Origin of the sequence: Clostridium sp. D43t1_170807_H7 (assembly GCF_015555905.1) — a bacterium.
Lineage (GTDB): Bacteria > Bacillota > Clostridia > Clostridiales > Clostridiaceae > Clostridium.
In genome coordinates, this window is record NZ_JADNLK010000009.1 from 118,203 (window position 1) to 144,937 (window position 26,735).

The window sequence follows — 26,735 nt, forward strand, 5'->3', positions numbered from 1 at the left end:
GCTCCAACATGGCATAATGGGCATTCTGCTGGTGCAGTTTCTCCTTCATGAACATATCCACATACTGTACATACAAACTTCTTCATAATCTATTCCTCCAAAAATTCATTTATTATATATTTCATTTTCTTAAATTCTTATTTATTTACTTTTGTGTTTTACTCTTTGTTTTGTGATTACTTCGAATCACCTTACATCTATTATTATATAATAATAATTATTAATTACAAGTCTTTTTTGAAAAAAAATTAAAAAAATTTTCTAATTGATAATGTGTATCAGTTAGCTTTATTACTTAGTTTATAAAATCTAAATAGATACTGATTATCAATTGATATTAATTTATTAAATGAATATATTTAAAAATTTATAAGTTATATATATGTATACTTTTTTACGACAACATTCCACTTAAAAAATATAAATATTTATTTTTTTTGCTTATTTTATTAAAATGCGCACTTTTTTTTCTTTACCCTATAGTTAATAATTGGTATTATATATAATATATTGTTTTTTTACATTTTATTAAAAGGAGTGTTTGTTTTTGGAAAACTTAATCGAATTTAAAAATGTTACAAAAAAATATAAGGTAGGTGATGTAGAAATTAATGCAGTTAATGGTGTAGATTTTTCTATTAAAGAAGGTGAATTTGTAGTAATCTTAGGTGCAAGTGGAGCCGGCAAAAGTACCATTCTAAATATTCTTGGTGGTATGGATACTGCAACATCTGGAAAAGTTATTGTTGCAGGTGAAGATATAACATCATTTAATGAAAAAAAACTAACTTCATATAGAGGCGAAAAGGTAGGATTTGTATTTCAATTTTATAACTTAATTCCTAACTTAAATGCATTAGAAAATGTTGAATTCGCTTCTGAAGTTTGTAAAGATCATTTAGATGCAAAAGAAATTCTGCATACTGTGGGATTAAAAAATAGACTAAAAAACTTTCCTTCTCAACTATCTGGTGGTGAACAACAAAGAGTTGCTATTGCAAGAGCTGTAGCTAAAAATCCTTTATTGTTACTTTGTGATGAACCTACAGGAGCTTTAGATTATGTTACTGGTAAATCTGTACTAAAATTGCTTCAAGATATAAATAGAAAAACAAAAAAATGTGTAATTTTAATTACTCACAATTCAGCTATTGCCCCTATGGCTGATAAAGTTATTAAAGTAAAAAGTGGACTTATAGAAAGCATAACCATCAATAAAGAAAAAAAGAGTGTTGAGGAGATTGATTGGTAATGAAAAAACTACTTTTAAAAACACTTAGAGATATTAAACAGTCAAAGGGGCAATTTATAGCTATTATCTTAATTATTGCTGTTGGAGCTTTTTTTTCAACTGGATTGCTAACACTATCTACTGGACTCAAAACATATACAGAACAATATTATAAAGAAAATAACCTAAGTGATCTTTATGTATATTATTCTCAAATTTCAGATTCAGATATTTCCTCTCTTGAAAAGATAAAAGGAATAAATAAAATTGAAAAAAGAATTACTTTTGAAGGTAAGCAAAAATTTGATGACTTAACAACTGATTTAAAAATTCATTCAATTCCTAAAAATAATAAAATAAATCGTTCTACAATTATAGAAGGTTCAGTACCAACAAACAAAAATGAAATTATGATCGATAGTCGTTATGCAAAAGAACATAATTTTAATGTTAATGATCAAATTACTATAAATGTAAATAATGCGGATTATAAATTTATAATTAGTGGCTTGTGTGAAAATGTTGAACATGCTTATAACATAAAAGATGCTTCGCTTGTTGTTCCTGATCATAAAATTTATGGTGTTGCTTATATATCTGATGAAAGTATTTCTGAACTTTTTGGAGATACAATTTATAATGAATTAATGATTGACATAGATAATAGCTATGATTCTGAAGCTATAGGTGAGACTATAGAAGAAAATTCTAAAGACTCAAATTATTTATATTATTTAACTAAAGAAAGAACTATTAGTTATTCAAATACGGCTAGTACTATTGCATCAAACGGATCAATGAGTATTATACTTCCCTTAGTTCTATTTATGGTAGCTTCAGTTATTATTTATTTAACTCTTTCAAGAATCGTAGATTCTCAAAGAAATCAAATAGGAGTAATGAAAGCACTTGGTGTAAAAAACAGTAAAATAATACTTCATTATATTAATTACTCAATTTTTGTTGGTATATTGGGTTCAATAATAGGTTCTATTTTAGGATTTGTATTATTTACTCAAATTGGAAATTCTCAATTTGATGCAATATACTCATTCCCTTATTTCAAGTTATCAATTAATGTATTATTTGCTATTCCAACTATTGTTTTATCAATTGTTTTAGGAATAATTGCTGCTTATTTTTCTTGTAAAAAAGTTTTAAAAGAAAATGCAGCACAAGCAATGAGACCTAAACCACCAAAAAACTCTAAGCCTATATTATTAGAAAGATTTCCTTCTATTTGGACAAGACTTTCTTATGGAAATAAGCTAATTTTAAGAAATATATTCTTAACTAAGCAAAGAGCATTATTTACTTCATGTGGACTTATAGTATGCGTTGTTCTTCTTATAGTAGCTTTTGGATATATATTATCTATGACTTCATTAGTTGGAAAAGTTGATACGTTAAATAAATATGATTTAAGATTAGATTACAAAACTCCTTTAGTAGATAATTCACTAGATTTACCTAATTTTATTGAAGATCATTATCTAGTATCAGAACTAGCAGTTCAATTTATTAATTCAGATAATACATCTAATAAAGTAGACACTACTTTATTAGTAACAGAAAAAGATAATAAATTAATCAAAATCCATGATATTAACTCTAATGAAATATCTTTAGATGATACTGGAGTGATAATATCAAGAACTTTTGCAAATAAATATAAAATATCTGAAGGAGATAAAATTGACCTAAGCTTTATTTCTCCTAATTTAAAGGATAAATCATTAACTGCTAATGTATCTAAAATATCAGAACAATATATTAATGACGTAATTTATTGTACTCCAAAATACTTAGAAAGTTTTGACATTGATTTCTTACCATCAACTATATTAGCAGATATAAATGATTCTAAATCTTTTGATGATGCAATAACTACATTTAAAGAAAATGATTCTATTATTAAAGTTTCAAGTATATCAGATTTAAAAGACACAATAACTGCAAGCATGGAACAAAGCTATCCAGCTATGATAACTTTCATATTTAGTGCAGTAATATTAGCTGCTGCTGCTATTTATACAATATCATCTATAAATATATTTGATAGAACTCGTGAGTTAGCTACATTAAAAGTGCTAGGCTATCAAAAAAATAAAATTAACAACTTAATATTTAGAGAAAATATTATGATTGCTATTTTTTCTGCAATTGTTGCATTGCCTTTAGGATACTTAGGATTTTCTGCACTATCACAAGCACTATCAGCTGCTGATCAGCTTGCACCAAATAAACTTAATATTGCTTCTATAATTTTTGCTATAACTCTAACTTTAGTAGTAACAGTAATATCAAATTTATTACTAAGAAAGAAAGTTAAAAAAATAGACATGATAGAATCTTTAAAAAGTATAGAATAAAAATAATAAAGCTAGAAGATAAATTTTTAATTATCATTATCTTCTACCTTTATTTATTTTATAATCTTATAAAAACTCAAAACACATAAATATATGGTTATAAGTATTAAAAATACTCCTACTTCAATTTTATAATAGACTTAAACAAATCTCCATCAGCTTCAATCTTAAAACTTCCATTATGAAGCTCTACTATACTTTTAGCAATAGCAAGACCTAATCCTGATCCTTCTGTACTTCTTGATGCATCTCCACGTTTAAATCTATTAGTTATTTCATTTGTATCAAAACTTAATTCATAAGCCGATATATTCTTCATTACTATAATTACTTCCTCGTTCTCCTTGAACATATCAATATATACTCTTGTATTACTTAAGGAATATTTAACAATATTAGAAATAAGATTTTCAAATACTCTATATAGTCTTTTCCCATCACCATTTATAAATACTTTATCATTAGGAATATTTAATTTTACCTCTAGATTACTATCTTTAAATCTCTCATCATTTTCACCTAAGGCTTGTTTTAATAATTGTCCAATATCTATTTTAGTAATATTAAGTTCCATTGCCCCACTAGCAGCCTTAGATGCTTCAAATAAATCTTCTATCAATATCTTAAGTCTTTGAGACTTTTTATCTAATATACTTACATAATCTCTAGCATTCTCTGGTTCAATATTTTCTCTCTTTAATAAATCAATATAATTAATAATTGAAGTTAATGGAGTCTTTAAATCATGAGATACATTAGTTATAAGTTCAGTTTTCATATTCTCACTCTTCATCTCATTTTCAACAGACTTTCTTAAACCTTCTTTTATATTATTTATATCATGTGCTAACTCCCTAAGATGCCCTCTTCCCTTTTCATCAATCTTATAATTTAGCTTTCCTTCTGCTGCAACTTTAGCTCCAACCATTATTTTATCTAAATAAACTAAATCCTTAATTAGCATTACAATATATATAATTGTTAATATTATTCCAGCTACTATTCCAATTGGCCATATCCATAACCATGCTGATAAGAAAAACAAGACTAACCCAATTGATATATATAAGGCTGTCATTATTAAGAATGTTCTTATTATGGATCCTCTATTCATTACATAACTTAAATAATTCCAAACTTTAATTGTAATATTATTCTTAAATAGTGTTCCTTCATGATAGTTAATAATTATTATTTTAATTAAGAAGTAATAAATAACTACTACTATAGTTGCCCAAATCATTGAACTTAAATTTAATCTTCTTACATAATAACTTGAATTATAATATATACGAGGCATCATATTCCATATTATCCAAGCTAATATTGCTACTCCTATTTTATATTCAATAGGATAAACTTTTAATTTATTTACTATTCCTTCTATTAATTCTGATTTTGGTTTATATTTAGCTAAATATAATATACAAAGAATTAATAATACAAAAAATATTACAAATACAATACAACTTAAATAAAAACTATTAATATTTTTCTTAATCCCCTTAAAGCTTTCATAAACTATATCTCCTGACTGAATTTCTTTTGGCATCCATATATATAAAGTTACATTATGCTTATCTTCATTATTGTAGTCATAATACGATCTTTCAATGCTACTTGTAGTCTCATAAGAAGAATAACCAATATATCTAAATCCATAACTATAATTATCAACAAACCTACTTAATACATTATTTCTCTCTACTTCTTTACCATTCACATATATTTTTTCTATTACATTTCCATTGTAATCAATGTTTATTTCTTTGAAGTATCTACTAGTTTCTCTAATTTCGCTAGGATCAATTTCACTTCCACCAATCCAAAGATCACTTAATTTATCATAAGCTCTAAAATTTAAATTAATATAAGATTTTATTTTATTATTTAAATCACTTGCACTATTACTTTTTCTATTTAAAATATACTCATTCATTTCTTCATCACTTAAAGTATATTTTTCATTAATTTTTTCTCTTTCTTCATTTAAAATCTTTTCTTGTTGTTCATAAGTTAAATTACTAAAACTACTATCATTATATTTAGAATCTTTATAATCTTCATATTCAGAATCTGCTTTGCTTTGCAATTCTGACTTACATATTTCTATATCATTTTGGGTAATATTATCTTTATCTTTCGTATAACTAGATGATTTATAATATAATGAATATTTTTCTACTAAATTAGTATAATCATCTATATTTGCAGCTACTTCAGTTTGAGTATCTATTTTATCTGGTATAACGTATCCTAAATTGTCTTTAACTTCTAATCCAGATAAGATTGTAGTTACTAATGTTATAACTATTAAAATATAAATTATATATTTTTTATTACTATTTTTCTTAAATGTTCTTTTACTATTACTTTTTTCTTTTTTTATATCTAGTTTATTTTCCTCTTCTCTATTAATATTTTTCGATTTTGTATCCAATTCCCCACACCACCTTTAAATATTTAGGCTCTTTAGGATTAATCTCAATTTTTTCTCTAATCCTTCTTATATGAACCGCCACAGTATTTTCAGCATTATAACTTGGCTCTTTCCAAACTTTTTCATAAATCTCATCTATAGAAAATACTCTACCTTGATTTTTAAGTAATAATTCTAATATTCCAAATTCAGTTGCTGTAAGTTTTATTCCTTCTCCATCAACTAGAACCTCTTTAGTATCTTGATTTAAAGAAAGACCTCCACTACTTATTATTGATTTAGTTTCTTCTTTATTTTGTCCACTATAATTCCCCAAAACAGTATATCTTCTTAATTGTGATTTAACTCTTGCTATAAGCTCTAATGGATTAAATGGTTTAGTTATATAATCATCTGCTCCCATATTAAGACCTAATATTTTATCTGTATCTTCAGACTTTGCTGAAATTAAAATAATAGGTATATTTTTTTCCTGTCTTATTTTCATTGTTGTTCTTAATCCATCCATCTTTGGCATCATTATATCCATTAAAATAAGATGTACATCATTTTCCATTAAAGCTTCTAATGCCTCTATCCCATCATAAGCCTTAATTACATTAATTCCTTCGTTTCTTAAATATATATCAATTGCATCAACAATTTCCTTATCATCATCTACTACTAAAACATTATTTTTTATCATTTCTCAAAACACACTCCCTTCACATTGTATTATTATACCATGGCAATTAATTTATATTTATATACTATCAAGTAAGTCTTACAAAAAATTTATCATATTTATTAAGATTTTATTAAGTTAAAATATAATCACCTCCGAGGTTATTCCATATAATGGATCGACCTCGGAGGTGCTTACATTTTTTGTATATTATATTGTTAATAAAAGTCCTGCTATTGTTGCACTTAGAAGATTAGCAAGAGTTCCTGCTATAATAGCCTTCCATCCTAAACGTGCTATATCAGGTTTTCTACTAGGAGCCATACCACCTATACCACCTATTAATATAGCTATAGATGAAATATTAGCAAATCCACACAATGAAAAAGTAACTATTGCTACTGTCTTTGCTGATAATGTAGACATAATTTCAGAAAGACTTGAAAATGCTACGAATTCATTTAATATAACCTTTTGACCAATTAATGATCCTGCTGTTACCGCTTCTCCCCATGGCACACCAATAATAGCTGCAACTGGTGCAAATATATATCCTAAAATAGATTGTAAGCTTAAGTTTGCAATTCCAAACCATCCTCCTATAAATCCTATAAGACCATTTATAAGTGCTATTAAAGCTACAAATGCTAATAATATAGCTGCTATATTAAGCACTAATCCTAATCCATCTATAGCACCTTTAGCTGCTGCGTCAACAACATTAGCTGAATCATCTTTAACCATTTCAATTTCCTCATTTACTTTTGCTTGCTTTATCTCCGGTATTATAATCTTAGCCATTATAAGCCCTGCAGGTGCAGACATAAAACTTGCTGATACTAGATATTCTATTGGAATACCAAGTAATGAATATCCAACTAATATTGATCCTGAAACAGATGCAAGTCCTCCAACCATAACTGTAAATAATTCTGACTCAGTAAGTTTCTCTACATATGGTTTAATTAAAAGAGGCGCCTCTGTTTGACCTAAAAATATATTAGCTGAAGCTGATATAGTTTCTAATTTAGATGTTCCTAGAAGCTTTGATAAAGCTCCACCTATTATCTTTATAACGAATTGCATAATTCCTAAATAATATAAAACTGATACAACAGCTGATATAAATATAATTACTCCTAATACATTAACAGCAAATATACTTCCATCATTAGCTAATGATCCAAATAAAAAACTTATCCCTTCTTTTGCATAATCAATTACTGATTGTACTCCTAGTGCTACTTTACTTAACACATATTTTCCTACACTCCACTTTAATACAGCAAGAGCAAATCCAAATTGAATTAAAAAACCAATTATTACAGTTCTCCAGTTAATTTTTTTCTTGTTATTTGAAAGCAAAAATGCTACAAGAAATATAAACGCTATACCTATAACACAATTTAATATTGCCACAAAATCACTCCATCCTTTGTTAGATATTTTTTCTTCTTTAGTTTTATCAAAAATATAATGTTGTATTCCTATCTAAATCAAAATTTAGATAAACACTATTATCGAAGGCTTATTATCTAACTTCTTTTCCAAATGGCATTAATGATAACTTGGCCATTTTTAGAGATTGCATTGCAAAAGGTATTCCTATAATAGTAATACATAAAAATAATGCACTAACTAAATTCGCAATACATAACTCCAATCCACCAAATATTATCCATAATATATTTAATATTAAGCTTCCTCCACTATCACTAACTGTAATTACATCTTTTCCAAAAGGCGCAAATTGAAGCCTTGCCATCTTAAAACATTGTAATCCTACTGGTATTCCTATAATACTAATACACCAAAGTATTCCTACAAACAGCCATCCTAGTGCTCCCAAAAAACCTCCAAATATAAACCAAATTATATTTCCTAAACATGACATATTATCACTCCTAAAGTTATCCTATTATTAATACTAAAATTTAAACTTTTATCTAATAAACCTTAATTTTTAAATAATCTATATAATCCTTTACTAATCAGATGTTTTATTTTTATCGAATTTTGTAGCATGAAACAGACTTCATAGATTATATATCTATATACATATAAATATCAATAATAATTTATTAAGCCTATAAAATATTATTATATCATCATATTTTTATTATTTAATAATGTAGCTTAATACTATTAGCCCTATAAACTCAAAATATGCAGACATCTTGACTTATTCTAATAAATTACTATATAATTAATTATTATTTAAAATATTAATAAAATATTTTTACTGCTTTGAAAAGGAGTAGTACTATAATATTGTAGTCTTAAGAGAGCTGTTGGGTGCTGAAAAACAGTGATACATTTATAGGAACTTGCCTTGGAGCTTACTTGTTTAGAAGCAAGTACGGAATCCCCGTTACGGATTTAAGTGAGAAGTTAGTCAGTTTCAAGTGATAAGTGGCAAGTTATTATATTTGCTACACTTAAACTAAACTACTAAATTCTAATAAGAGTGGTACCGCGAAATATAGCTTTTCGTCTCTTAATTGAGATGAAAGGCTTTTTTTATATATTTTTATTAATTTAGGGAATAATTAATTGATATATTTCCATTACATCTAAGGAGGGTTAAAACTATGAGTAACTACGGAACTGCCATCGATAAAAAATGGCAAAAGAAGTGGGAAGAAACTGAACTTTACAAATTCAATCCAGATGCAGAGGGTGAAAAACTTTACGTTTTAGAAATGTTCTCTTATCCATCAGGAAGCCAATTACATGCTGGTCACTGGTTTAACTACGGACCTGTTGATTCATGGGCAAGATTAAAGAAAATGCAAGGATACAATGTATTCCAACCAATGGGGTTTGATGCCTTTGGTTTACCTGCAGAAAACTTTGCAATTAAAACAGGAATTCATCCATGGGATTCTACTGAAAAGAATATAAAAACTATGGAAGAACAATTAAAGGCTATGGGAGCAATGTTTAACTGGGAAAATGAAGTTATAACTTGTACTCCTGAATATTATAAATGGACTCAATGGGTCTTCTTACAATTATTAAAGAATGGATTAGCTTACAGAAAGAAAGCTCCTGTAAACTGGTGTCCATCTTGTAACACAGTTTTAGCTAATGAGCAAGTTGTTGATGGTGCTTGTGAAAGATGTTCAACTGAAGTTACTAAGAAAGACTTAACTCAATGGTTCTTCAAAATTACTGAGTATGCTGATGAACTATTAGAAAAACTAGATACTTTAGATTGGCCAGAAAAGACAGTTGCTATGCAAAAACACTGGATTGGTAAATCTACTGGTGCTGAAGTTAACTTCAAAGTTAAAGATTCAGACATTAACTTTAATGTATTCACAACAAGAGTTGATACTTTAAACGGTGTTACTTATGTTGTTTTAGCTCCTGAAAATCCATTAGTAGATGAAATAACTACTGCTGAAAATAAGGCTGCTGTTGAAGAATATAAAGAAGCTGCTAAAAAGCAATCTGATATAGAAAGACAATCTCTTACAAGAGAAAAAACAGGTGTATTCACTGGTTCATACGCTATAAACCCTATAAACGGTAAGGAAGTTCCAGTTTGGGTTGGAGACTATGTTCTTGCAACTTATGGTACTGGTGCTGTTATGGCTGTTCCAGCTCACGATGAAAGAGACTATGCTTTTGCAACTAAGTTTAACTTACCAATAGACCAAGTTATAACTAGCAAAAAAGGTGAAGAAGTTGAATTACCATACTGTGAATACGGTGTTTTAGTTAACTCTGGTGAATTCGATGGATTAACTACAGAACAAGCTAAAGAAGCTATTGTTGAAAAATTAGCTAAACAAGGTTTAGGATCTGCTAAAGTTAATTACAGATTAAGAGACTGGTTAGTTTCAAGACAAAGATATTGGGGTGCTCCAATTCCAATAATCTACTGTGAAGATTGTGGTGCTGTTCCAGTTCCAGAAAAAGATCTTCCTGTCGAATTACCATACAATGTTGAATTTGCTCCAGATGGTAAGTCACCACTTGCTAAATGCGAAGAATTCGTTAATACTACTTGTCCTTGTTGTGGTAAGCCAGCTAAGAGAGAATGTGATACTTTAGATACATTCGTTTGCTCTTCTTGGTACCAAATGAGATATGTAGATAACAAGAATACTGAAATTGCATTTGATAAAGAAAAAGTAGATAAGATGCTTCCAGTTGACAAATATGTTGGTGGACCAGAGCATGCTTGTATGCACTTATTATATGCAAGATTTATAACTAAGGCTTTAAGAGATATGGGTTACTTAAGCTTTGATGAACCATTCAAGAGCTTAACTCACCAAGGACTTATCTTAGGACCAGACGGATTAAAGATGTCTAAGTCTAAAGGAAATACTATCTCTCCAGATGATTACATCAAAGAATATGGTGCAGACGTATTTAGAATGTACTTAATGTTCGGATTTGCTTACACTGAAGGTGGAGCTTGGAGTGATGATGGTATTAAGTCTGTTGCTAGATTCGTAGATAGAATTGAAAGATACTTAACTATCTGCAGAGAAGCTATTGAAGCTGGTACAAATAACAAAGATACTATGGATAAAGCAGAAAAAGAGTTAAACTTCTGGTTAAATAACGCTATTAAAGGTGTTACTGAAGATGGAGAAAAAATGCAATTCAACACTGCTATTGCAAGAATGATGGAATTCATCAATGCTTTATCTAAGTATGTTCAAGAAGAAACTAAGAACTTAGATTTCTTAAAGACTGTATGTGAAAGCTTTATTAAGATCTTAGCTCCATTTGCTCCTCACTTTGCTGAAGAACAATGGTCATTATTAACTGGTAAGTATTCAGTATTTAACGAAGCTTGGCCAACATACGATGCTAAGGCTTTAGTTAAAGATGAAGTTGAAATAGCTATCCAAGTTAATGGTAAGATTAAGAATAGAATTAATGTTGCTTCTGACTTAAATGAAGAAGGAATTAAAGCTGCTGCTTTAGCTGATGAAGCTATTGTTGCTGCTACTGAAGGAAAAACTATAGTTAAAGTTATCGTTATTAAAGGAAGACTTGTTAATATAGTTGTAAAGTAGTATAAGTTAAGTAAATAAATAGAAGCTATATCAAGAATCAAATTTTCACACCCTTAAATTCTTGATATAGCTTTTTTCTATTTTTTAATAAACAATTATAATTTATATTTTATTCCTCTACCCTATGCTCTTAAAAATTCAGTATTATCACTTTTATTAACAAAATATAAAGATATTATAGTTGAAATAATCCCTGATAATATTAATATCAATGATGTAATAATTAATACTAATATCATTTCTGTATCTATTAATTGCTCTGTAAGAAACTCACTAATAATAATACTTCTAACTATTAATCCAATAATTACAGATATAATTAAACTAACAGTTCCATATATACTTCCTTCTATTACAGATATATCTCTAATTTCTCCCTTTGTAATTCCTACAGCATTATATAAGAAAAATTCTCTTCTTCTTCCCATAATATTAGTACTAATAGTAGTATAAATGTTAGTAGCTGCTAAAACACCAAGTAGTATAGCAAATATTAAAGTCATATTATCTGATTTTTTATTTGAGGCTTTCATACTCTCAAATTCATCTTTAAAATTAAGTACCTGCCCTACTCCAGCTTCTTCAACAATATTTTGTAATTTATTTTCTATATATTCTTGATCAACCTCTTTATCAGTCCAAATATCAACTCTTTCATATCCACTATTACCTACCACTTTATTAAATTGTGATGTGTGCATAAATAAATCAATCTTACTTTCTGCTTGTCTATTAGCTATAGTGCTTTCTGTAATAAAACCAACTACTACAAACTCTACAGAATCATTAAAAACATACCCTTCTTCTGTTAATACTACAAATTTAATATTTATTAAGTCACCCTTTTTAATATCTATTATATCTTTAACTTCTTCCTCAATATAAACATAGTTTTTCTCTTCAAAGTCCTGTAAATATTCTCTTCCCTCAATAATATTATCTTCAAAGACACTTATGTCATCAACACCAAAACTATTTAAATCAATATTATATATTTTTTCTCCATTATTCTCTACAGCATTTGATTCATATGTTTCTTGACTACTTTTATAGATATCTGATTGCTTATTTAATATCTCTTCTTCAGCCTCAACAACAAGTGTTTTACATCTTACAGGTAAAATTTTACTTATACCTTCTGAATCTTCAATTTTTTTTACTAATTCTTCGCTATATATAACTTTACTATTTGTAAGATTATCATAATCAACACCTGAAATTAAATACTCACCTTTAATCCAATTATTAAATTCTCCATCAGTTAATACATTGTTAGTAAAAGAAGAATACATTATAATTATCATTATTCCTATAATTGTCATTGATGTAATTGTAATAATTGTCCTCTTTTTATTTCTAATCATATTTTTTATTGCAATATTTATTTTATCAGAACAAAACTTACTAATAATTCTATTAAATTTTGAATTTGCTTTAATATTTATTTTTTCTGCAGTTGCTTTAATTACTATCATAGGATCAACATTTGATGCATCTATTAATGGTTTTATTATTGATAAAATAATTGTAATAATAGCTAATATAGCAGTACTAATATATAACCATATAATAGTACTAATATTATTTCTCAAAATACTAATATCAAACATTGTTGCAAATAAGTATTTTCTTACAATGTTTGATAGTATTCCTCCTAATATTAAGCCTATTGGAATAGCAATTATTGCATAAATAGTAGATTCTAAAATCAATAATTTTCTTACATCATTTGGTACAAATCCAATAGCTCTTAATATTCCATAATCTTTATTTCTCTTTGCTATTAAAATACTCATAATGTTGTGTATTAATAGAACTGTAGCAAATATTATTATTAAATTAATAATATAAAAAGGAAACTTTACACTATTACTATCACCTAATCTATAAATTAAATCTTGATTTTTTTCTATATTATCTTCTTGTAATTGCGCATTAACAATCACTTCATCTATTTGATTATTAACATTACTTTCATCTTTAAATCTAAACATTATTCTAGATACTAAAGCATTTCCCCCACTATTACTTTCTACGGTTTCTTCTGTTACATATCCTAAAGCTGTTCCTTTTGCCTTCTCTACTGGATCTGATGAAATAATTCCAGTAATCTTAAATGTTGTTTGCATTAATTCTTTTGTGGTGTTATTTATATATTCAAATTGAATTTCTTGTCCTATTGGGTTGTCCATATTTAGCTTTTTTAAATGCCAGTCTGTTAATGCTATTTCATTTTTATTTTTAGGTAGCTCACCTTCTAGTAAGTTAATGTTAATATTGACTTGATCTCTATAATTTTCATCGAAATAAGCTATTTTAAGAATTTCTTGATTATTAATACTATGAACTCCTAAAAGCTTCTCTATACCGCTATATTTTATATTATCTTCATTTAATATATAATCTACTTGTTCATTATTTGGATTTACATAAACTGAATGATAATCTCCACTTTCTTCTTTTGATTTCTCTATATTTAAAATGCTGATATCTTCACTAACAATGTTAACAGTTAAAAACATTGCTGTTGATATAATAATACTTAATAATATTATAAGAGTTTTCTTTTTTTCTCTTTTAAAATATTTGTAAACAACATTATATAGCTTCATCTTGCTTGTCCTCCCAATCAATAATATTCCCATCTTGAATATTAATGACTCTATCTGCATATTTTGCAATGTTTAAATTATGTGTAATCATAATTATTGTTTGATTATATGCCTTTTGAGATTTTTTAAGAAGCTTTAATACTTCCTCTTCAGTTTTTGTATCTAAATTACCTGTTGGTTCATCTGCTAGAATAATTGCAGGTTTATTAACTAAAGCTCTAGCAATAGCCACTCTTTGTTGTTGTCCACCTGATAATTGATTTGGTAAGTGATTTCTTCTATTTTTTATATCTAATAAATCCATAATATCTTCGATATATTTTTCATCTTTATTTTTATTATTCATTGTTGCTAATTTAATATTTTCCTCAACATTTAATATTGGAATTAAATTATATGCTTGAAATATTAAACCTATCTTTTTTCTTCTCATAAGTGAACGCTCTTTTTCATTTAATGAAGCAATATCAACTCCATCAATAACTATTTTCCCTTCTGTAGGTGTTTCTAATCCTGCCATTAAATGTAATAACGTACTTTTACCCGAACCACTTTTTCCAACAATAACTACAAATTCACCTTTATTAATTTTAAAATTAATATTGTTTAAAGCCTTTACCTCAATTTCTTTGCTTCCATAAACTTTTGTTAAATTTTCAATACTAAGTATAGACATATTATTTACTCCTTTCATACTCTTTAGTTATACTTATACAACTATATTTTCTAATAATATCTTCAACATGTTTCTTTTACTATTTAGCTGTACTCATAAATTCTCATGTAATGTTGAACTTTATTTCTTATATAATAATTGCATCAAATAGATTATTTGTTATCAATTTTACACTATTTTTTACAATAAGTAAAGTTTTTACATATTTCCTATTATATAGGCATTATAATTTTAATTAAATATTATATAGCAACTATTTTATAAAAAAATCATATAATAAATCCCAAAATACCTCCTAATATATTTATTATTAAATCGTTGATATCAGTTTCCATAATAGTAAATGATTGTAACACTTTGATATTTTACTTCTTATTATTTCATTGTAACATCAAGTTGAAATATGGTAATGTAATAATAAATATTTAACTATAAAAACTGGAGGGATACAATGAATGTGAGAATAGCCAAACCTGAAGATGCAAAAGAACTTATTACCATATATAAATATTATGTTGAAAATACAGCTATAACCTTTGAATATGATACTCCAACAATAGAAGAATTTGAAAATAGAATTATAAACACATTAGTAAAATATCCTTATATTGTTGCTGAAAAAGATAATAAAATTTATGGCTATGCTTATGCAAGTGCTTTTAAAGGTAGACGTGCTTATGATTGGGCTGTTGAAACTTCTATTTACGTAGAAGCCAATTCCTCTAGGAATGGAGTTGGTACTTTACTTTATAATGAGCTTGAAAGATATCTTAAACTTCAAAATATAATTAATGTAAATGCATGTATTACTTATCCTAATGAAAAAAGTGAAAACTTTCATAAAAAATTTGGATATAAGACCGTTGGTCATTTTACTAAATGTGGATATAAGTTTGGACAATGGCATGATATGTTTTGGATGGAAAAGTTCCTTGGAGAACATAGCATTCCCCCTAGGGATGCAATTCCATTTTCAGCACTTAATTTGAAATAATAAAAATGTTCTATTCTATAGTGACATTTTTTTACATTTAATGTCTACTATAAAATAGAACATATTAATAGATTTCATTTAAATTTCTTTCTTAAGTTCTAACACTTTTTCTTTACTTAATCCTGTTGCTTGAACAATTATTTCTACATCTACACCTAACTTTAAGAAATTCTTAGCATTATTAATATTTGCTTGTTCAATCCCTTGTTCAATCCCTTGTTCAATTCCTTGTTCAATCCCTTTTTGTATCCCTTTTTGTATCCCTTTTTGTATCCCTTTTTGTATACCTTTTTGTATACCTTGCTCTAATCCTTGTTCATATCCTTCCTCCATAGCTTCTTCAATTTTAGTAGCTTCATCATGCAGTGCCATTTCACGTGAAAGATATTCTGCTCTTGCTTTTTTATCTTGACTCATTGTAGTTAGTACATTTACAGCTTTATCTATGTTAGGATTTACTTTCGCCATTTTCTCTAATACCTCCTTTGAATCTGCCTTTATAAAACTTACCCATTGTGATAAGTCATCATTTTCTTTATACTCATCTAACTTTTTCATTTCTAAAAAGTGTATTTCTAATAAATCTGTTAAAACATAATTTTCTTCATTTTCCTTTAGCTTAAACATACTATGATATTTGTTAGTATCTAAAGTATTGAAATCTAATATATTTATACATATTGTCTTTTTTAATTTATTATATTTTTCGCCACTTTCTAATTGTTCACAATATATTTTTGACCAATAATATAAACTTCTTTGTGGCATATAAATTGTTCTTGATACTTGTATTTCTATATCAATTTCTACATTCTTATTTATAGTTGCTCTTATATCTAATATGCTTTTTTTATCTGCTATATTTTCCTTTGGTAGCTCACTATTTAATATTTGTACATCTTCTATATCTATTTTTAAAACCGCTTTTAAAAATGCTATTAATATATCTTTATTCCTTTCATCACCAAAAATCTTTTTAAATACATAATCATTTTTAGGCTTCAAAATAAAGTTACTATTATCTATATTCATTTTTAAATTTCCTCCTAAATTTTTTATCTTTAGTTAAATTATTTACATTTATATGATAATTATATCATTATACTTTTATATTTAAAATAAAAGTATAATGATATACCGATATACTTATATATAAAAAAAGCTAGCATTATTGCTAGCCTCAAATTTTACTTTAAATTTATAGTTACCTTCTCATTTTCATCAATAACCAAATCTGTAGTTACTGGAATTGCTATTGTATACTTTTTGCTTGGATCAATCTTAGTTAATTTAACAGTTACTATTTTTTCTTCAATATCATTTAACACAGTGGTAGCTCCTTCAAAAGCACAAGCATCATTCATATCTTCATCAAATAATACCATTCCACTTAATAATCTATAATTATAACTACCATCAATTTTCATAACAACTTCAGTATAATCATCATGAGTTACAATATCTTTAACTATTATCTTATCGGTATTATTAACAGCTATTTCTTTACCTATTAAAGAGTCTATATTTTCAAATGCATTATCTCTATCAATATCAACATTATAATTTACACTACTTAATGCATATCCATCACTTAACTCTTCTTTTGTAGGCTCTCTAGATATAATTTCATTACTTCTATTAGCATTACTTTCATCACTAGATGAAGCCTTTAATAAATATTCATTAAATCCATTAATTTCTCTTTCTATAGCTGTATTTCCTTCAACTTTGATAACTTCAATATATTCTGTATTTCCTAAATCATTTAAAATGTTATATGAATATTCATATTGCCCCTTATTACTAACACTTCCGGATGTAAAATCTAATAATAATATTTTTCCACTATTATCTCTAATAATAAATTTATTTTCATCTACTCTAAAATTCTCATAGTCATCAGTTATACCTGAAAATGTTAATCTATTATTTAATGGTGTAATGACTAATTTTTCAATATTTATTTCTTCATCAGTAAGCTTTAAACTTTTGTTAACTTCATAAATATTAGACTCACTACCTTTTATAGTTTTGATATTAAAGTCCCAATTTCCTTTTGCCAGAGTTTTTCTTCCTCTAGTAAAGTTATTTATATCTAAATCTATATTAACTTCATTACCAATCTTAATGTGTGAAACATTAGCTTCTAATATAATAGCGGCTGTACTTTCATTAACAATAGTTACCTTAGGACTCCAACTACTTGGTATTTCTCCATTAATAAGTATATTTAAATCAGTATTTAAAAAGTCTTGAGGACTTCTCCATTCATCATATCCAATAAATTTATCTGACTCAACAAGTAATGATGCAACTAAAATATTATCATCAATAATAACTTTATTAAGAGTAACTTTAACCCCATTATCTTCAATCGTTACATTTACATCTTTACCTAACTCTTCATATTTATCTGAAGCTTGTTTATATACTCCATCATTAAAATATTCAAATACATCTCCAACTATAGGAATTGCACTTACAAGCTCTGGGTTAATCATTCCTGCCATTGTTGTTCCCGCTACTATAATACCTGCTGCTATTGCACTTCTTTTAAATATTACCTTTTGTTTAGCCCTTTTCTTTTCTCTCTTACCTTTTTCAAAACCTTTTAATACAGCATTATCTAATTCTTTAGGTATTTTTATTATATCCTTAATATTATTATTCATATTAAATTATCTCCTTTTTCATATCATTTCTCAAAATAGAAAGACCTTTATACAGATTTGTTTTAACAGTGTTCTCCGACATATTTAAAATTTCTGCTATATCTTTAAAAGTCAAATCATCAAAATATTTTAATATAATTATTTTTTTATATTTATCTTGAAGCTTGTCTAAAGATTCCATTAAGAATAATCTTTCATCATGATTAGTATCATGTTTAATATCCATTTTACTTATCAATTCATCTTGCTCCATACATACTATTTTATTTTTCTTATTATAAAAATCTGTAGATATATTAATGGCTATTCTCATTATCCATGTATTAAAAAATTTTGGTTCTCTTAGATTTTCAATTGATTTATATGCCTTACAAACAACTTCTTGAACAATATCTAGCGCTGTTTCTTCTTCTTTTACATAAGCAAATGCCGTTCTATAAATTTGCTCTTTGCATTGATTCATAAGAATAATAAAGGCTTTGTCATTTCCCTTAATAGCCTTTTTTACTATCTTCTCATCAAACATATATATTCTCCTTCTACTTCTTAAAATTTAACTGCCCATAGGTACCTATATCAATTAGACCCTAGATTTTAAAATAAAGTTTTAATTTAAAGAAACTAATTAATATTTTAGCAATATTTAATTTCTCACTATTATTTAAAATAAAATTTATAATAAAAAAACACTACAAAATGAACTTATCACTTTATAGTGCCTACTTAATATTATAATACTTAATCTTACTGTACCGCTTTTCTTATTCAATTTTTATAAACTTTAACATAAAATCACTATATAATTATAATAATAATCTATTCATAACTATTTTAATCTTAATTTATATGTATTACTAAATTTACCAAATGAACTGCATTAATTAAAATATATGCTCCAATCAATATCTGTCCAACTAATATTGATCTATTCATTTGAATGATATTAGCTTTTTCACTTCTCCAATACCAATAAATTAATATCAATGCCATTACCCCAATCTTTAAAAAATAAGGTTCTAACCCATATATTAGAGGCCTTAAAAACATATTCACATCATTAAATAAATCTGGTACTTTCCATAATAAAAACTTTGTAAATATTAAATCTATAATATTTAATATATATATAGCAATCAAAAATTTACCTAACTTTTCTCTTCTATTTCCTCTTATATCTATTACAGCACATCTCATACCCTATACCCCGAATAAATTTATTATATTACTTTTTTAAATATCTTATAAATATATTATTTCCATTTTATGTAAATAAGTCAATATATTTAAGTTTCTTTTTTATTGAATTAGGAAAATTTCCAATAAAAAAAGCGCATGGGGGGAGAATCCTGCACTTTTTTTAGTAAAATATATATTTAAATTATTAGGGGATATTAATAATATTTCCACTTTTCCAAAATTTAAACATGAAATTAAAATTTTTTGTAAATAAATGGAGCCGCCTCCGGGGTTAATCCAATATATGGATTGACCCCGGAGGCGCTTACATTAAATGTCATTTAGTACAATTTTAAATTCTTCTAGCACTTGAGATACTAAGTTTTCATCTAGTTTTTCATAATAATCTAAAAGATTAGACTCTTGTATTGATTCAAAAGCTTTTCTGCTTGATTCCATCCAGTTTTCAGGTATATACACCCATACTATTTCTGTATAACTACAACTTAATAAAAAGTGTTCCATTCCAAAGAAGCTATACTCTTCAATCTCATGAAGTTCATTAAACTTTTTATAATCCTCAACTATTTGCGATGTTATCTTATACTCATAAATATCGGCATAGAAGAAATCAAACTTTCTACTTTCTGCCTCAAAAGCATTACAACAGACTATTTTTATTTTAGGATTCTTAGGAAAATTGCTATAATATAAATCTATTACCTCTTGGCTGATTTCATAAACAACTATTTCCTCTACCTCTGGCTTTTTGGCCATTTCTTCTATCACATATCCAAGACCTAATCCAACAACGCCAACTTTTCCTTTTGCCATACTTATAGCAAAATATGAAGCTTGTATTTCTAATGGTGTTAATCTCATCCAAATATGGCTAGGACCATGTAATTCAAGTATTTCTATATTATATTCATCTTCTTTTTGGTATAAATATCCTTGAACTATTCCCTTTAATCCATCTATTGATTTTATCTCATAATCACCGATTTTACTTTTATTTATTTTACAATTATATTCTTTTATTTTATCCAAAACATAACTTTTATCAAAAGGCCTCAAATTTAACAATCCTCTCTTTATAACATAATATTAATTTATTATATAGCTTAAACCTTATGTTAACTAACTCTTTTTTATTTATACAAAATTTATAATTTAAACTAGTCAAAACCTCATCAAAATATCTCTTAATAAATAGTATCTTCAATACCTTTTATATTATATTGCCAATTTATTCAAAATTCAATAATAAAGTCGGCCTTAGCCGACTTTATTATTAAACTATCCTTTATTCTTATAATATGGATGTTTACTTGAGTAGTAATCCTTAAAATTAGAATTTTCTATTATATATGGCTCTTCCCCATTCCAATCATTATAATAATTTTTTTCATAGTAACTCATAAACTCTGAGGAATTATCATCATAAATATTTTTATTAATATTGCTGATAAAATTATTACCTCTTACAATGTTTAAATAATTTCCTTTAGTAATATAAAGACCATACTCTCCATTATTAATTATGCTATTCCCTTTTATTATAACTGTATTAGTTGCATCTATATTTTTTAATTGTGATAATAATATTCCATTAGTTACATTATTCATAATATTATTTTCTAATATTTCTGTAACATCATTTTTACTAATTAATATAATTCCATTTCCCTGGCTTTCATTTAAATTATTACCCTTAATAGTATTACAAATATTATTATAATATAAATAAATTAATGAGAAATTAGTTATTATAGAATCCCTTTTAGCAATATTATTTTCCTTCATAAAAAAGTCATTATCAATTATATTATTAGTTTTATTATTAAGATTCAAATATACTCCACAAACTAAATTTGCAGCCCTATTTGGCCCTGGTTCAAATGATGCTATATTTTCTTGTAGAACTACTTGATTTTCCTTTATCTCATTATAACTATTATAAGAGTCTAATAGAACTCCTATAAAACAAATATATTTAACACTATTTACATTTGAATTTAGATTATAAATATTATCTTCTACTGAAATATAATTATTCTTTATACTATTAGCATTATTTTTATTATAATAAAGAATACCATAAAAACCTATTCCGAAAACATTACAACTAGTATCAAGCTTATTAAATTCTACTACAATATTATTTTCTTCAACATCTATTCGTGTATTGTTAGAATCTAAATAAATTGAAGAAAAATTTAATTCTACTAAATTGCAATTATTTAGATTAAAAGTATTATTTTCAATATATAAATTATTATATTTTACAAGTGTATCCTGAGTTGAATAGCTATTAATACAATATCCATTTACACAATAGGATTCTAAATTTTCTATTTCACAATTTCCATCAATAATTTCAATTTCATTATTTATTATATAAATAGCAGTTGAATTTTCAGTTGTTATTCCCGAATAGTTATCTTGCATATTTTTATTAACAGTAGCGCTTATCTTAAGATATATAGAATTATCTTGTATCAGTACTTTTCCTGAATCTAATATGAATATGCCTACACAAGAATCTTTTGTTGATTCTATTAAGTTATTTTTCACTCTAATTTCACTACTTCTATTTATTGAAATTGCCTGCTTATTTTCTTTAAAAGATATATATTGAATAGAAACTCCTTGTGAAAATTCTATATACATACCCAATTCACAATTTTCTATTATAAAATTTTTTAAGTTTAACTCTTTTTGCCCTACAATATTTATTGCTACATTATTATGCCCAATAATTACTCCTGTTCCATCTATTGTAGCATTACTAACCTTTATTATAAATAACTTTCCTCTTTGTTCTATTTTATTATCTAAAGTAGCAATTCTAGAATCTCTATTCCAAGTTCCAACATCTACTTTATTTCCATCACTATTTATCCATCCATTCTCTTCAGTTAAAAATATTGTTTCTTTAATATTTCCTATAATTGAATGAATTTTATCATGATAATCCCTATGTGAATATCCACTTAATACATCTTGCTTTAATATATGGTTATTCATAAGTATCCTCCAAATCAGTTATACAAGATATACTATTCATAAATTATTATATTTGATAGTAGCTTTTCCAAATTATTGAGGTATTTTTTTACATTTTGCTTATAAAAAAACATATTGCTATTTCCGAGTAATATGGTATACTATAAACATAATTTGAATAATTTGAAGAGGTGAATATTATGAATAAATTTTTAGTAAGCGAAGAAGCATATAACGAGTTCAAGGCTTTCCTTGTAGAAAACGAAGTAGAAAACTTTAGTATAAGAATTAACTTAGCTGGATTTGGTTGTAGCGGACCAGCTTTTAACATAACTGTTGATGAAGCAAAAGAAGGAGACGTTTCTGAAAAGATTAACGACATAACTTTAATTGCAGAAGAAAAATTAGTTGATGAATTCGGTGGATTTAGATTACTTTCATCTGAAGAAAACGGTGGTAGAGGGCTATCTTTAAAACCAGTTATCGAAGTTGAAGGCGGTTGCGGATCTTGTGGCGGTGGATGTCACCACTAAGATACAAAAAAGCTAAGCAAAATTGCTTAGCTTTTTTATTATAAATAAAATTAACTACAAACTTAAAATTTTCAAATCATAAATGACTTGTCTATAATTTAACTAGGATATTTTTAATTATTAATTGCATTTTCATATGTAAAACTATACTCTACATATTTATTATTCACTTCCTGAATTCCTTGTAAAATATCAACCCAATAATCTTCTTTAATCATTATATCCTCTTTTTTACTTTCAGGAACATTACAGTTTTCCTCATAAAAACTATTAAAATAATTATTTAAATCTAATGCCATGCTTCTTAATGTTTTAAAGTCATTTGCTGCTTTTCCATTTAATTCTATAACATCAATTTTTTCTGTCATATCATTTTGAATATATGAATAAATTAACTCTTCTATTTCTGAATATAATTCATTTTTAGTTTTTGTATTTACAACTATATTTTTTGCCTTATTTTTAAACCCTCTTAATGTTTTATTATCATCAGCAAGATAATTATTCCAAAGGCTTAATTCTGCTTCTGAAATTTTACTATAATTTTTGTAAAGTGCTAAAAGATCCCCATTATTTACGCTTTCTGCTGTAACGCAACTATCTAATATTGAAAGTATAGATTCATTTCTAAATCTTATTTCTTCTATCTTATTATAATTTTGTTTTCCGAGTTCATAACAATATTTCTTATTCAAAATAGCTTGATAAATATTTGCTGTAAAGCTTATCATTAATATAACGACAATAATCATAAAGCAATTATCTTTTATATTAGTTTTAATCTTCATTCGCCACCCCCGCTTCCCTTAGTATACCATAATCCTGCCCACGTGACAAATTAACTATAATATCAGAAAAATTTGTAGCACAAAACATTAACTATAAAGGGGTGTGTTATAAGCAGATACATGGATAAAGAAAAAATGAAATATTTATTTGGAGGGAATATTGAAATTGAGCCGTAGAATTTAATCTTTTTGGAATTGAACTTGCGTAAAGAAGTTGTATTGAAGCGTCAGCGGCTTTTACAACTTTAGCAAATTCAATGGAACGAAGATATAAATTCTAGGTGAAAATTTCACAGTTCCCGGAAAATAAATATTTCATTTTTTGCTTCCATGTGGTGCGCAATATGAGTTGGTTTGATTGCGATGTTGAGGGCTAAAAATAGCACATAAAGTAAGTCTTTAACATGAAATTAGACTTTAATAAGACTTAGTTTATGTACCTCAATATTGCAATCTATTTATAGAGCGAAGTCGCTAAAAGCATTCGCCCCGTATGGGGATTCAAAAACTTGAAATTCATAATAAAAATAATAATTAATAATTTTCTGTAAATGACCCAATTAAATAATATATTTTTCTCATATATTTCCTTATTTTAGCGTATAACTTCCCCCTCCCCATTATCAAGCCAATATTCACTTTTATATTTTTTAAGGTGGTGAATAGCTCCGGGGCATTATAATTCCTTTTTCTATTAAATTTCCCTTCTCACAAACTTTACACATTCCTATTTTAATTCCTGTTAATTTAAAGAATAGCTCCGCTGACGATAGTTTTTCGTCATCTCTAGGTTTTACCCTAAATATCTCAAGACATCGCTTAAACTTTAATTTTTTATTTCTGTTCCCTAATATTCCATAGTGTCTAATCTTAACAAATCTATCTGGTAAGATATGCATAGTAAATCTTCTGATAAATTCTTTAGCTTTTAAAGTCATTACTTTTTGCTTGTTATTATCCTTGTAATCTCTCCATTTAAAAGAAACATTATTTTTATCAACCTTAATTATTCTATTATCTGATATTGCAACTCTATGTGTATATCTACCAAGATATTGTAAAACATATTCAGCACTACTAAAGGGTGCTTTACTATAGACAATCCATTCTTTTTTATATAAAGAATCTTTAAATTCATTAAAAATATTTCTTGAACCCAATTCACTAATACTTTTAGGAAAAGTTAATTTATTGTTTAAATAGAGCGTATTTAAATAATATAAAAACTTTCCTCTAAACTTTCTAGATAAAACTTTTACTGGAATAAAAAACTTTTTTTTAGATTTTATCCATTTAGCTTTATCTAAACTTAAACCACCACCTGGAACAATACAGTGTATATGTGGATGGTTCATTAAGTTTTGCCCCCAAGTATGTAATATAGATGTAAATCCTATCTCTGCACCAAGATACTTTTTATCCTTTGCTAGTTCTAGCAAAGTCTCGGATACAGATGTAAACAATATAGAATATAATTCTTTCTGATTAAAAAGTACTAATGAATTTAGTTGCTCTGGAATAGTAAATACTATATGAAAATAATGAGTTGGAAGTAAAGATTTACTTCTTTCATAGATCCATAACTCCTTAGCATAAGCTTGACATTTAGGACAATGTCTATTTCTACATGAATTATAAGCTATAGTAGTTTCTCCACACTCATTACATTCATATATATGTCCGCCAAGCGAAGCCGTTTTACAATATTGAATAGAATATAATGCTCTTAGAACATTAGCAGGTAGCTTATTATTTCTAATATAATTCTCTCCATGTATTTCAATAATTTCTTGTAAAGAACTCATAGCCTATCTAAAGGACTTAATATCTTTAATGCTTGATAATCCTGAATATGAAGATATCTTGAAGTAGATTTTATATTAGAATGTCCTAATAATGTTTGAATAGTTACTAAGTCCACACCATCATTCATTAGATGCGTTGCAAATGAATGCCTTAAAGTATGAGGTGTAGCTTTTTTAGTTATACCAGCCCTTTTCATTGCTTTTTCCATAGCACACTCTACACCACGGTTAGTTAACGCGGTTCCAGTTTGTCTAGATACAAATAAATAATCATCTGGAGAATAATCTTTATAACCAAATTCTTTCCAATATTCTCTTAATATTAACAAATTTTTCTTAGATAATAAAGTATATCTTTCTTTATTTCTTTTCCCACATCTAACTCTAATTTTCATTTCTTTACTTAAAATATCAGATATTCTTAGATTAATTACTTCGCTAACGCGTAAGCCAGCGGAATAAATAGTTGCTAAAATTGCTTTATGTTTTAAATAAGTTGTACTATCTAATAAAGATTTTACTTCTTCCTTAGTTAAATATAGTGGCAATCTTTTATCATACCTAAGTCTTGGAATCCTCAAATCACTCCAATCACGTTCTAGTGTAACAACATAAAAGAATTTTAATGAACTATTTATAGTATTTACGGTTCCTCTGCATAATTTCTTTTGATTTAAGCAATAATCTAAATAGTCAACGATTTGTTGTTCACCTAGTAACT

The 26,735-nt window shown here is 26.5% G+C and carries 21 protein-coding genes and 1 other annotated feature; of the genes, 5 read left to right on the plus strand and 16 right to left on the minus strand.

Translation table 11 applies throughout. The features are described 5' to 3' along the window. Positions 1-86, minus strand: an 86-nt coding sequence (locus I2E98_RS07750) for a rubredoxin-like domain-containing protein (RefSeq protein WP_347708024.1), incomplete at its 3' end; no start/stop codon positions are given. A 461-nt stretch (positions 87-547) separates the two neighbouring features. On the opposite strand from I2E98_RS07750, the gene I2E98_RS07755 reads away from it, so the two are divergent. Then, the gene (locus tag I2E98_RS07755; protein ID WP_195468376.1) at positions 548-1,252 is read left to right on the plus strand and encodes an ABC transporter ATP-binding protein; all 705 of its coding nucleotides are present in this window, start codon (positions 548-550) and stop codon (positions 1,250-1,252) included. Further along, entirely contained in the window at positions 1,252-3,603 is a 2,352-nt protein-coding gene (locus I2E98_RS07760; protein ID WP_195468377.1) for an ABC transporter permease, read from the plus strand. The genes I2E98_RS07755 and I2E98_RS07760 overlap by 1 nt, the downstream gene beginning before the upstream one ends. 118 nt (positions 3,604-3,721) lie before the next feature. Here the strand turns inward: I2E98_RS07760 and I2E98_RS07765 are convergent, their stop codons facing one another. The 4 genes from I2E98_RS07765 to I2E98_RS07780 form a co-directional block, all read right to left on the minus strand. After that, positions 3,722-6,043 (minus strand): histidine kinase dimerization/phospho-acceptor domain-containing protein, encoded by a 2,322-nt coding sequence (locus I2E98_RS07765; RefSeq protein ID WP_195468378.1) that lies wholly within the window; start codon positions 6,041-6,043, stop codon positions 3,722-3,724. Continuing rightward, a complete protein-coding gene (locus tag I2E98_RS07770) occupies positions 6,018-6,728 on the minus strand; it encodes a response regulator transcription factor (RefSeq protein WP_195468379.1) in 711 nt (236 codons plus the stop codon). The genes I2E98_RS07765 and I2E98_RS07770 overlap by 26 nt, the downstream gene beginning before the upstream one ends. Positions 6,729-6,917: 189 nt before the next feature. After that, positions 6,918-8,126, minus strand: coding sequence for a NupC/NupG family nucleoside CNT transporter (locus tag I2E98_RS07775; RefSeq protein ID WP_195468380.1), 1,209 nt, complete (start codon positions 8,124-8,126; stop codon positions 6,918-6,920). Between the two features lie 112 nt (positions 8,127-8,238). Next, a complete protein-coding gene (locus I2E98_RS07780; protein ID WP_195468381.1) occupies positions 8,239-8,601 on the minus strand; it encodes a YccF domain-containing protein in 363 nt (120 codons plus the stop codon). A 344-nt stretch (positions 8,602-8,945) separates the two neighbouring features. Continuing rightward, positions 8,946-9,208, plus strand: a binding site (T-box leader). A gap of 90 nt (positions 9,209-9,298) precedes the next feature. Between I2E98_RS07780 and leuS the strand changes: the two genes are divergently transcribed. Beyond that, positions 9,299-11,749 carry a leucine--tRNA ligase gene (leuS, locus tag I2E98_RS07785; protein ID WP_195468382.1) on the plus strand — a complete coding sequence of 817 codons (2,451 nt, stop codon included), beginning with the start codon at positions 9,299-9,301 and terminating at the stop codon, positions 11,747-11,749. Positions 11,750-11,871: 122 nt separating this feature from the next. Here the strand turns inward: leuS and I2E98_RS07790 are convergent, their stop codons facing one another. Together I2E98_RS07790 and I2E98_RS07795 are read right to left on the minus strand one after the other, a co-directional pair. Further along, positions 11,872-14,361, minus strand: a complete 2,490-nt coding sequence (locus I2E98_RS07790) for an ABC transporter permease (RefSeq protein WP_195468383.1) — start codon at positions 14,359-14,361, stop codon at positions 11,872-11,874. Then, on the minus strand, positions 14,348-15,037 hold the full coding sequence (locus I2E98_RS07795; protein ID WP_195468384.1) for an ABC transporter ATP-binding protein: 690 nt from the start codon (positions 15,035-15,037) through the stop codon (positions 14,348-14,350). Before I2E98_RS07795 ends, I2E98_RS07790 begins: the two co-directional genes overlap by 14 nt. A gap of 451 nt (positions 15,038-15,488) precedes the next feature. On the opposite strand from I2E98_RS07795, the gene I2E98_RS07800 reads away from it, so the two are divergent. Continuing rightward, positions 15,489-16,031, plus strand: coding sequence for a GNAT family N-acetyltransferase (locus tag I2E98_RS07800; protein WP_195468385.1), 543 nt, complete (start codon positions 15,489-15,491; stop codon positions 16,029-16,031). Between the two features lie 78 nt (positions 16,032-16,109). Here the strand turns inward: I2E98_RS07800 and I2E98_RS07805 are convergent, their stop codons facing one another. From I2E98_RS07805 to I2E98_RS07830, 6 genes are all read right to left on the minus strand, one after another. Continuing rightward, the gene (locus I2E98_RS07805) at positions 16,110-17,063 is read right to left on the minus strand and encodes an Rpn family recombination-promoting nuclease/putative transposase (RefSeq protein ID WP_195468386.1); all 954 of its coding nucleotides are present in this window, start codon (positions 17,061-17,063) and stop codon (positions 16,110-16,112) included. 155 nt (positions 17,064-17,218) lie between these two features. Then, positions 17,219-18,703, minus strand: a complete 1,485-nt coding sequence (locus I2E98_RS07810) for a DUF4179 domain-containing protein (protein WP_195468387.1) — start codon at positions 18,701-18,703, stop codon at positions 17,219-17,221. A 1-nt stretch (position 18,704) separates the two neighbouring features. After that, the gene (locus I2E98_RS07815; protein ID WP_195468388.1) at positions 18,705-19,229 is read right to left on the minus strand and encodes a sigma-70 family RNA polymerase sigma factor; all 525 of its coding nucleotides are present in this window, start codon (positions 19,227-19,229) and stop codon (positions 18,705-18,707) included. Between the two features lie 311 nt (positions 19,230-19,540). Then, on the minus strand, positions 19,541-19,897 hold the full coding sequence (locus I2E98_RS07820; protein WP_195468389.1) for a DUF5658 family protein: 357 nt from the start codon (positions 19,895-19,897) through the stop codon (positions 19,541-19,543). Positions 19,898-20,209: 312 nt separating this feature from the next. Next, complete coding sequence (locus I2E98_RS07825; protein WP_195468390.1) at positions 20,210-20,956, minus strand: hypothetical protein; 747 nt, start codon at positions 20,954-20,956, stop codon at positions 20,210-20,212. A 222-nt stretch (positions 20,957-21,178) separates the two neighbouring features. Further along, positions 21,179-22,909 (minus strand): NosD domain-containing protein, encoded by a 1,731-nt coding sequence (locus I2E98_RS07830; protein ID WP_195468391.1) that lies wholly within the window; start codon positions 22,907-22,909, stop codon positions 21,179-21,181. A 179-nt stretch (positions 22,910-23,088) separates the two neighbouring features. Here I2E98_RS07830 and I2E98_RS07835 point away from each other — a divergent pair, with 179 nt between their 5' ends. Next, positions 23,089-23,421, plus strand: coding sequence for a HesB-like protein (locus I2E98_RS07835; RefSeq protein WP_195468392.1), 333 nt, complete (start codon positions 23,089-23,091; stop codon positions 23,419-23,421). A 113-nt stretch (positions 23,422-23,534) separates the two neighbouring features. On the opposite strand, the gene I2E98_RS07840 is transcribed toward I2E98_RS07835, so the two are convergent. The 3 genes from I2E98_RS07840 to I2E98_RS07850 form a co-directional block, all read right to left on the minus strand. Beyond that, positions 23,535-24,209 carry a hypothetical protein gene (locus tag I2E98_RS07840; RefSeq protein ID WP_195468393.1) on the minus strand — a complete coding sequence of 225 codons (675 nt, stop codon included), beginning with the start codon at positions 24,207-24,209 and terminating at the stop codon, positions 23,535-23,537. A gap of 650 nt (positions 24,210-24,859) precedes the next feature. After that, entirely contained in the window at positions 24,860-26,014 is a 1,155-nt protein-coding gene (locus tag I2E98_RS07845) for an IS91 family transposase (RefSeq protein ID WP_195468394.1), read from the minus strand. Further along, positions 26,011-26,735: tyrosine-type recombinase/integrase (locus tag I2E98_RS07850; RefSeq protein ID WP_243251023.1), on the minus strand; the 725-nt coding region annotated here is incomplete at its 5' end. The genes I2E98_RS07850 and I2E98_RS07845, both read right to left, overlap by 4 nt.

Coding starts and splice junctions, on each gene's coding strand:
- I2E98_RS07845 (WP_195468394.1), bottom strand. CDS start 26,014: ATGAGTTCTTTACAAGAAATTATTGAAATACATGGAGAGAATTATATT.
- I2E98_RS07780 (WP_195468381.1), bottom strand. CDS start 8,601: ATGTCATGTTTAGGAAATATAATTTGGTTTATATTTGGAGGTTTTTTG.
- I2E98_RS07840 (WP_195468393.1), bottom strand. CDS start 24,209: ATGAAGATTAAAACTAATATAAAAGATAATTGCTTTATGATTATTGTC.
- I2E98_RS07760 (WP_195468377.1), top strand. CDS start 1,252: ATGAAAAAACTACTTTTAAAAACACTTAGAGATATTAAACAGTCAAAG.
- I2E98_RS07830 (WP_195468391.1), bottom strand. CDS start 22,909: ATGAATAACCATATATTAAAGCAAGATGTATTAAGTGGATATTCACAT.
- I2E98_RS07815 (WP_195468388.1), bottom strand. CDS start 19,229: ATGTTTGATGAGAAGATAGTAAAAAAGGCTATTAAGGGAAATGACAAA.
- I2E98_RS07800 (WP_195468385.1), top strand. CDS start 15,489: ATGAATGTGAGAATAGCCAAACCTGAAGATGCAAAAGAACTTATTACC.
- I2E98_RS07805 (WP_195468386.1), bottom strand. CDS start 17,063: ATGAATATAGATAATAGTAACTTTATTTTGAAGCCTAAAAATGATTAT.
- I2E98_RS07835 (WP_195468392.1), top strand. CDS start 23,089: ATGAATAAATTTTTAGTAAGCGAAGAAGCATATAACGAGTTCAAGGCT.
- I2E98_RS07790 (WP_195468383.1), bottom strand. CDS start 14,361: ATGAAGCTATATAATGTTGTTTACAAATATTTTAAAAGAGAAAAAAAG.
- leuS (WP_195468382.1), top strand. CDS start 9,299: ATGAGTAACTACGGAACTGCCATCGATAAAAAATGGCAAAAGAAGTGG.
- I2E98_RS07810 (WP_195468387.1), bottom strand. CDS start 18,703: ATGAATAATAATATTAAGGATATAATAAAAATACCTAAAGAATTAGAT.
- I2E98_RS07820 (WP_195468389.1), bottom strand. CDS start 19,897: ATGAGATGTGCTGTAATAGATATAAGAGGAAATAGAAGAGAAAAGTTA.
- I2E98_RS07770 (WP_195468379.1), bottom strand. CDS start 6,728: ATGATAAAAAATAATGTTTTAGTAGTAGATGATGATAAGGAAATTGTT.
- I2E98_RS07795 (WP_195468384.1), bottom strand. CDS start 15,037: ATGTCTATACTTAGTATTGAAAATTTAACAAAAGTTTATGGAAGCAAA.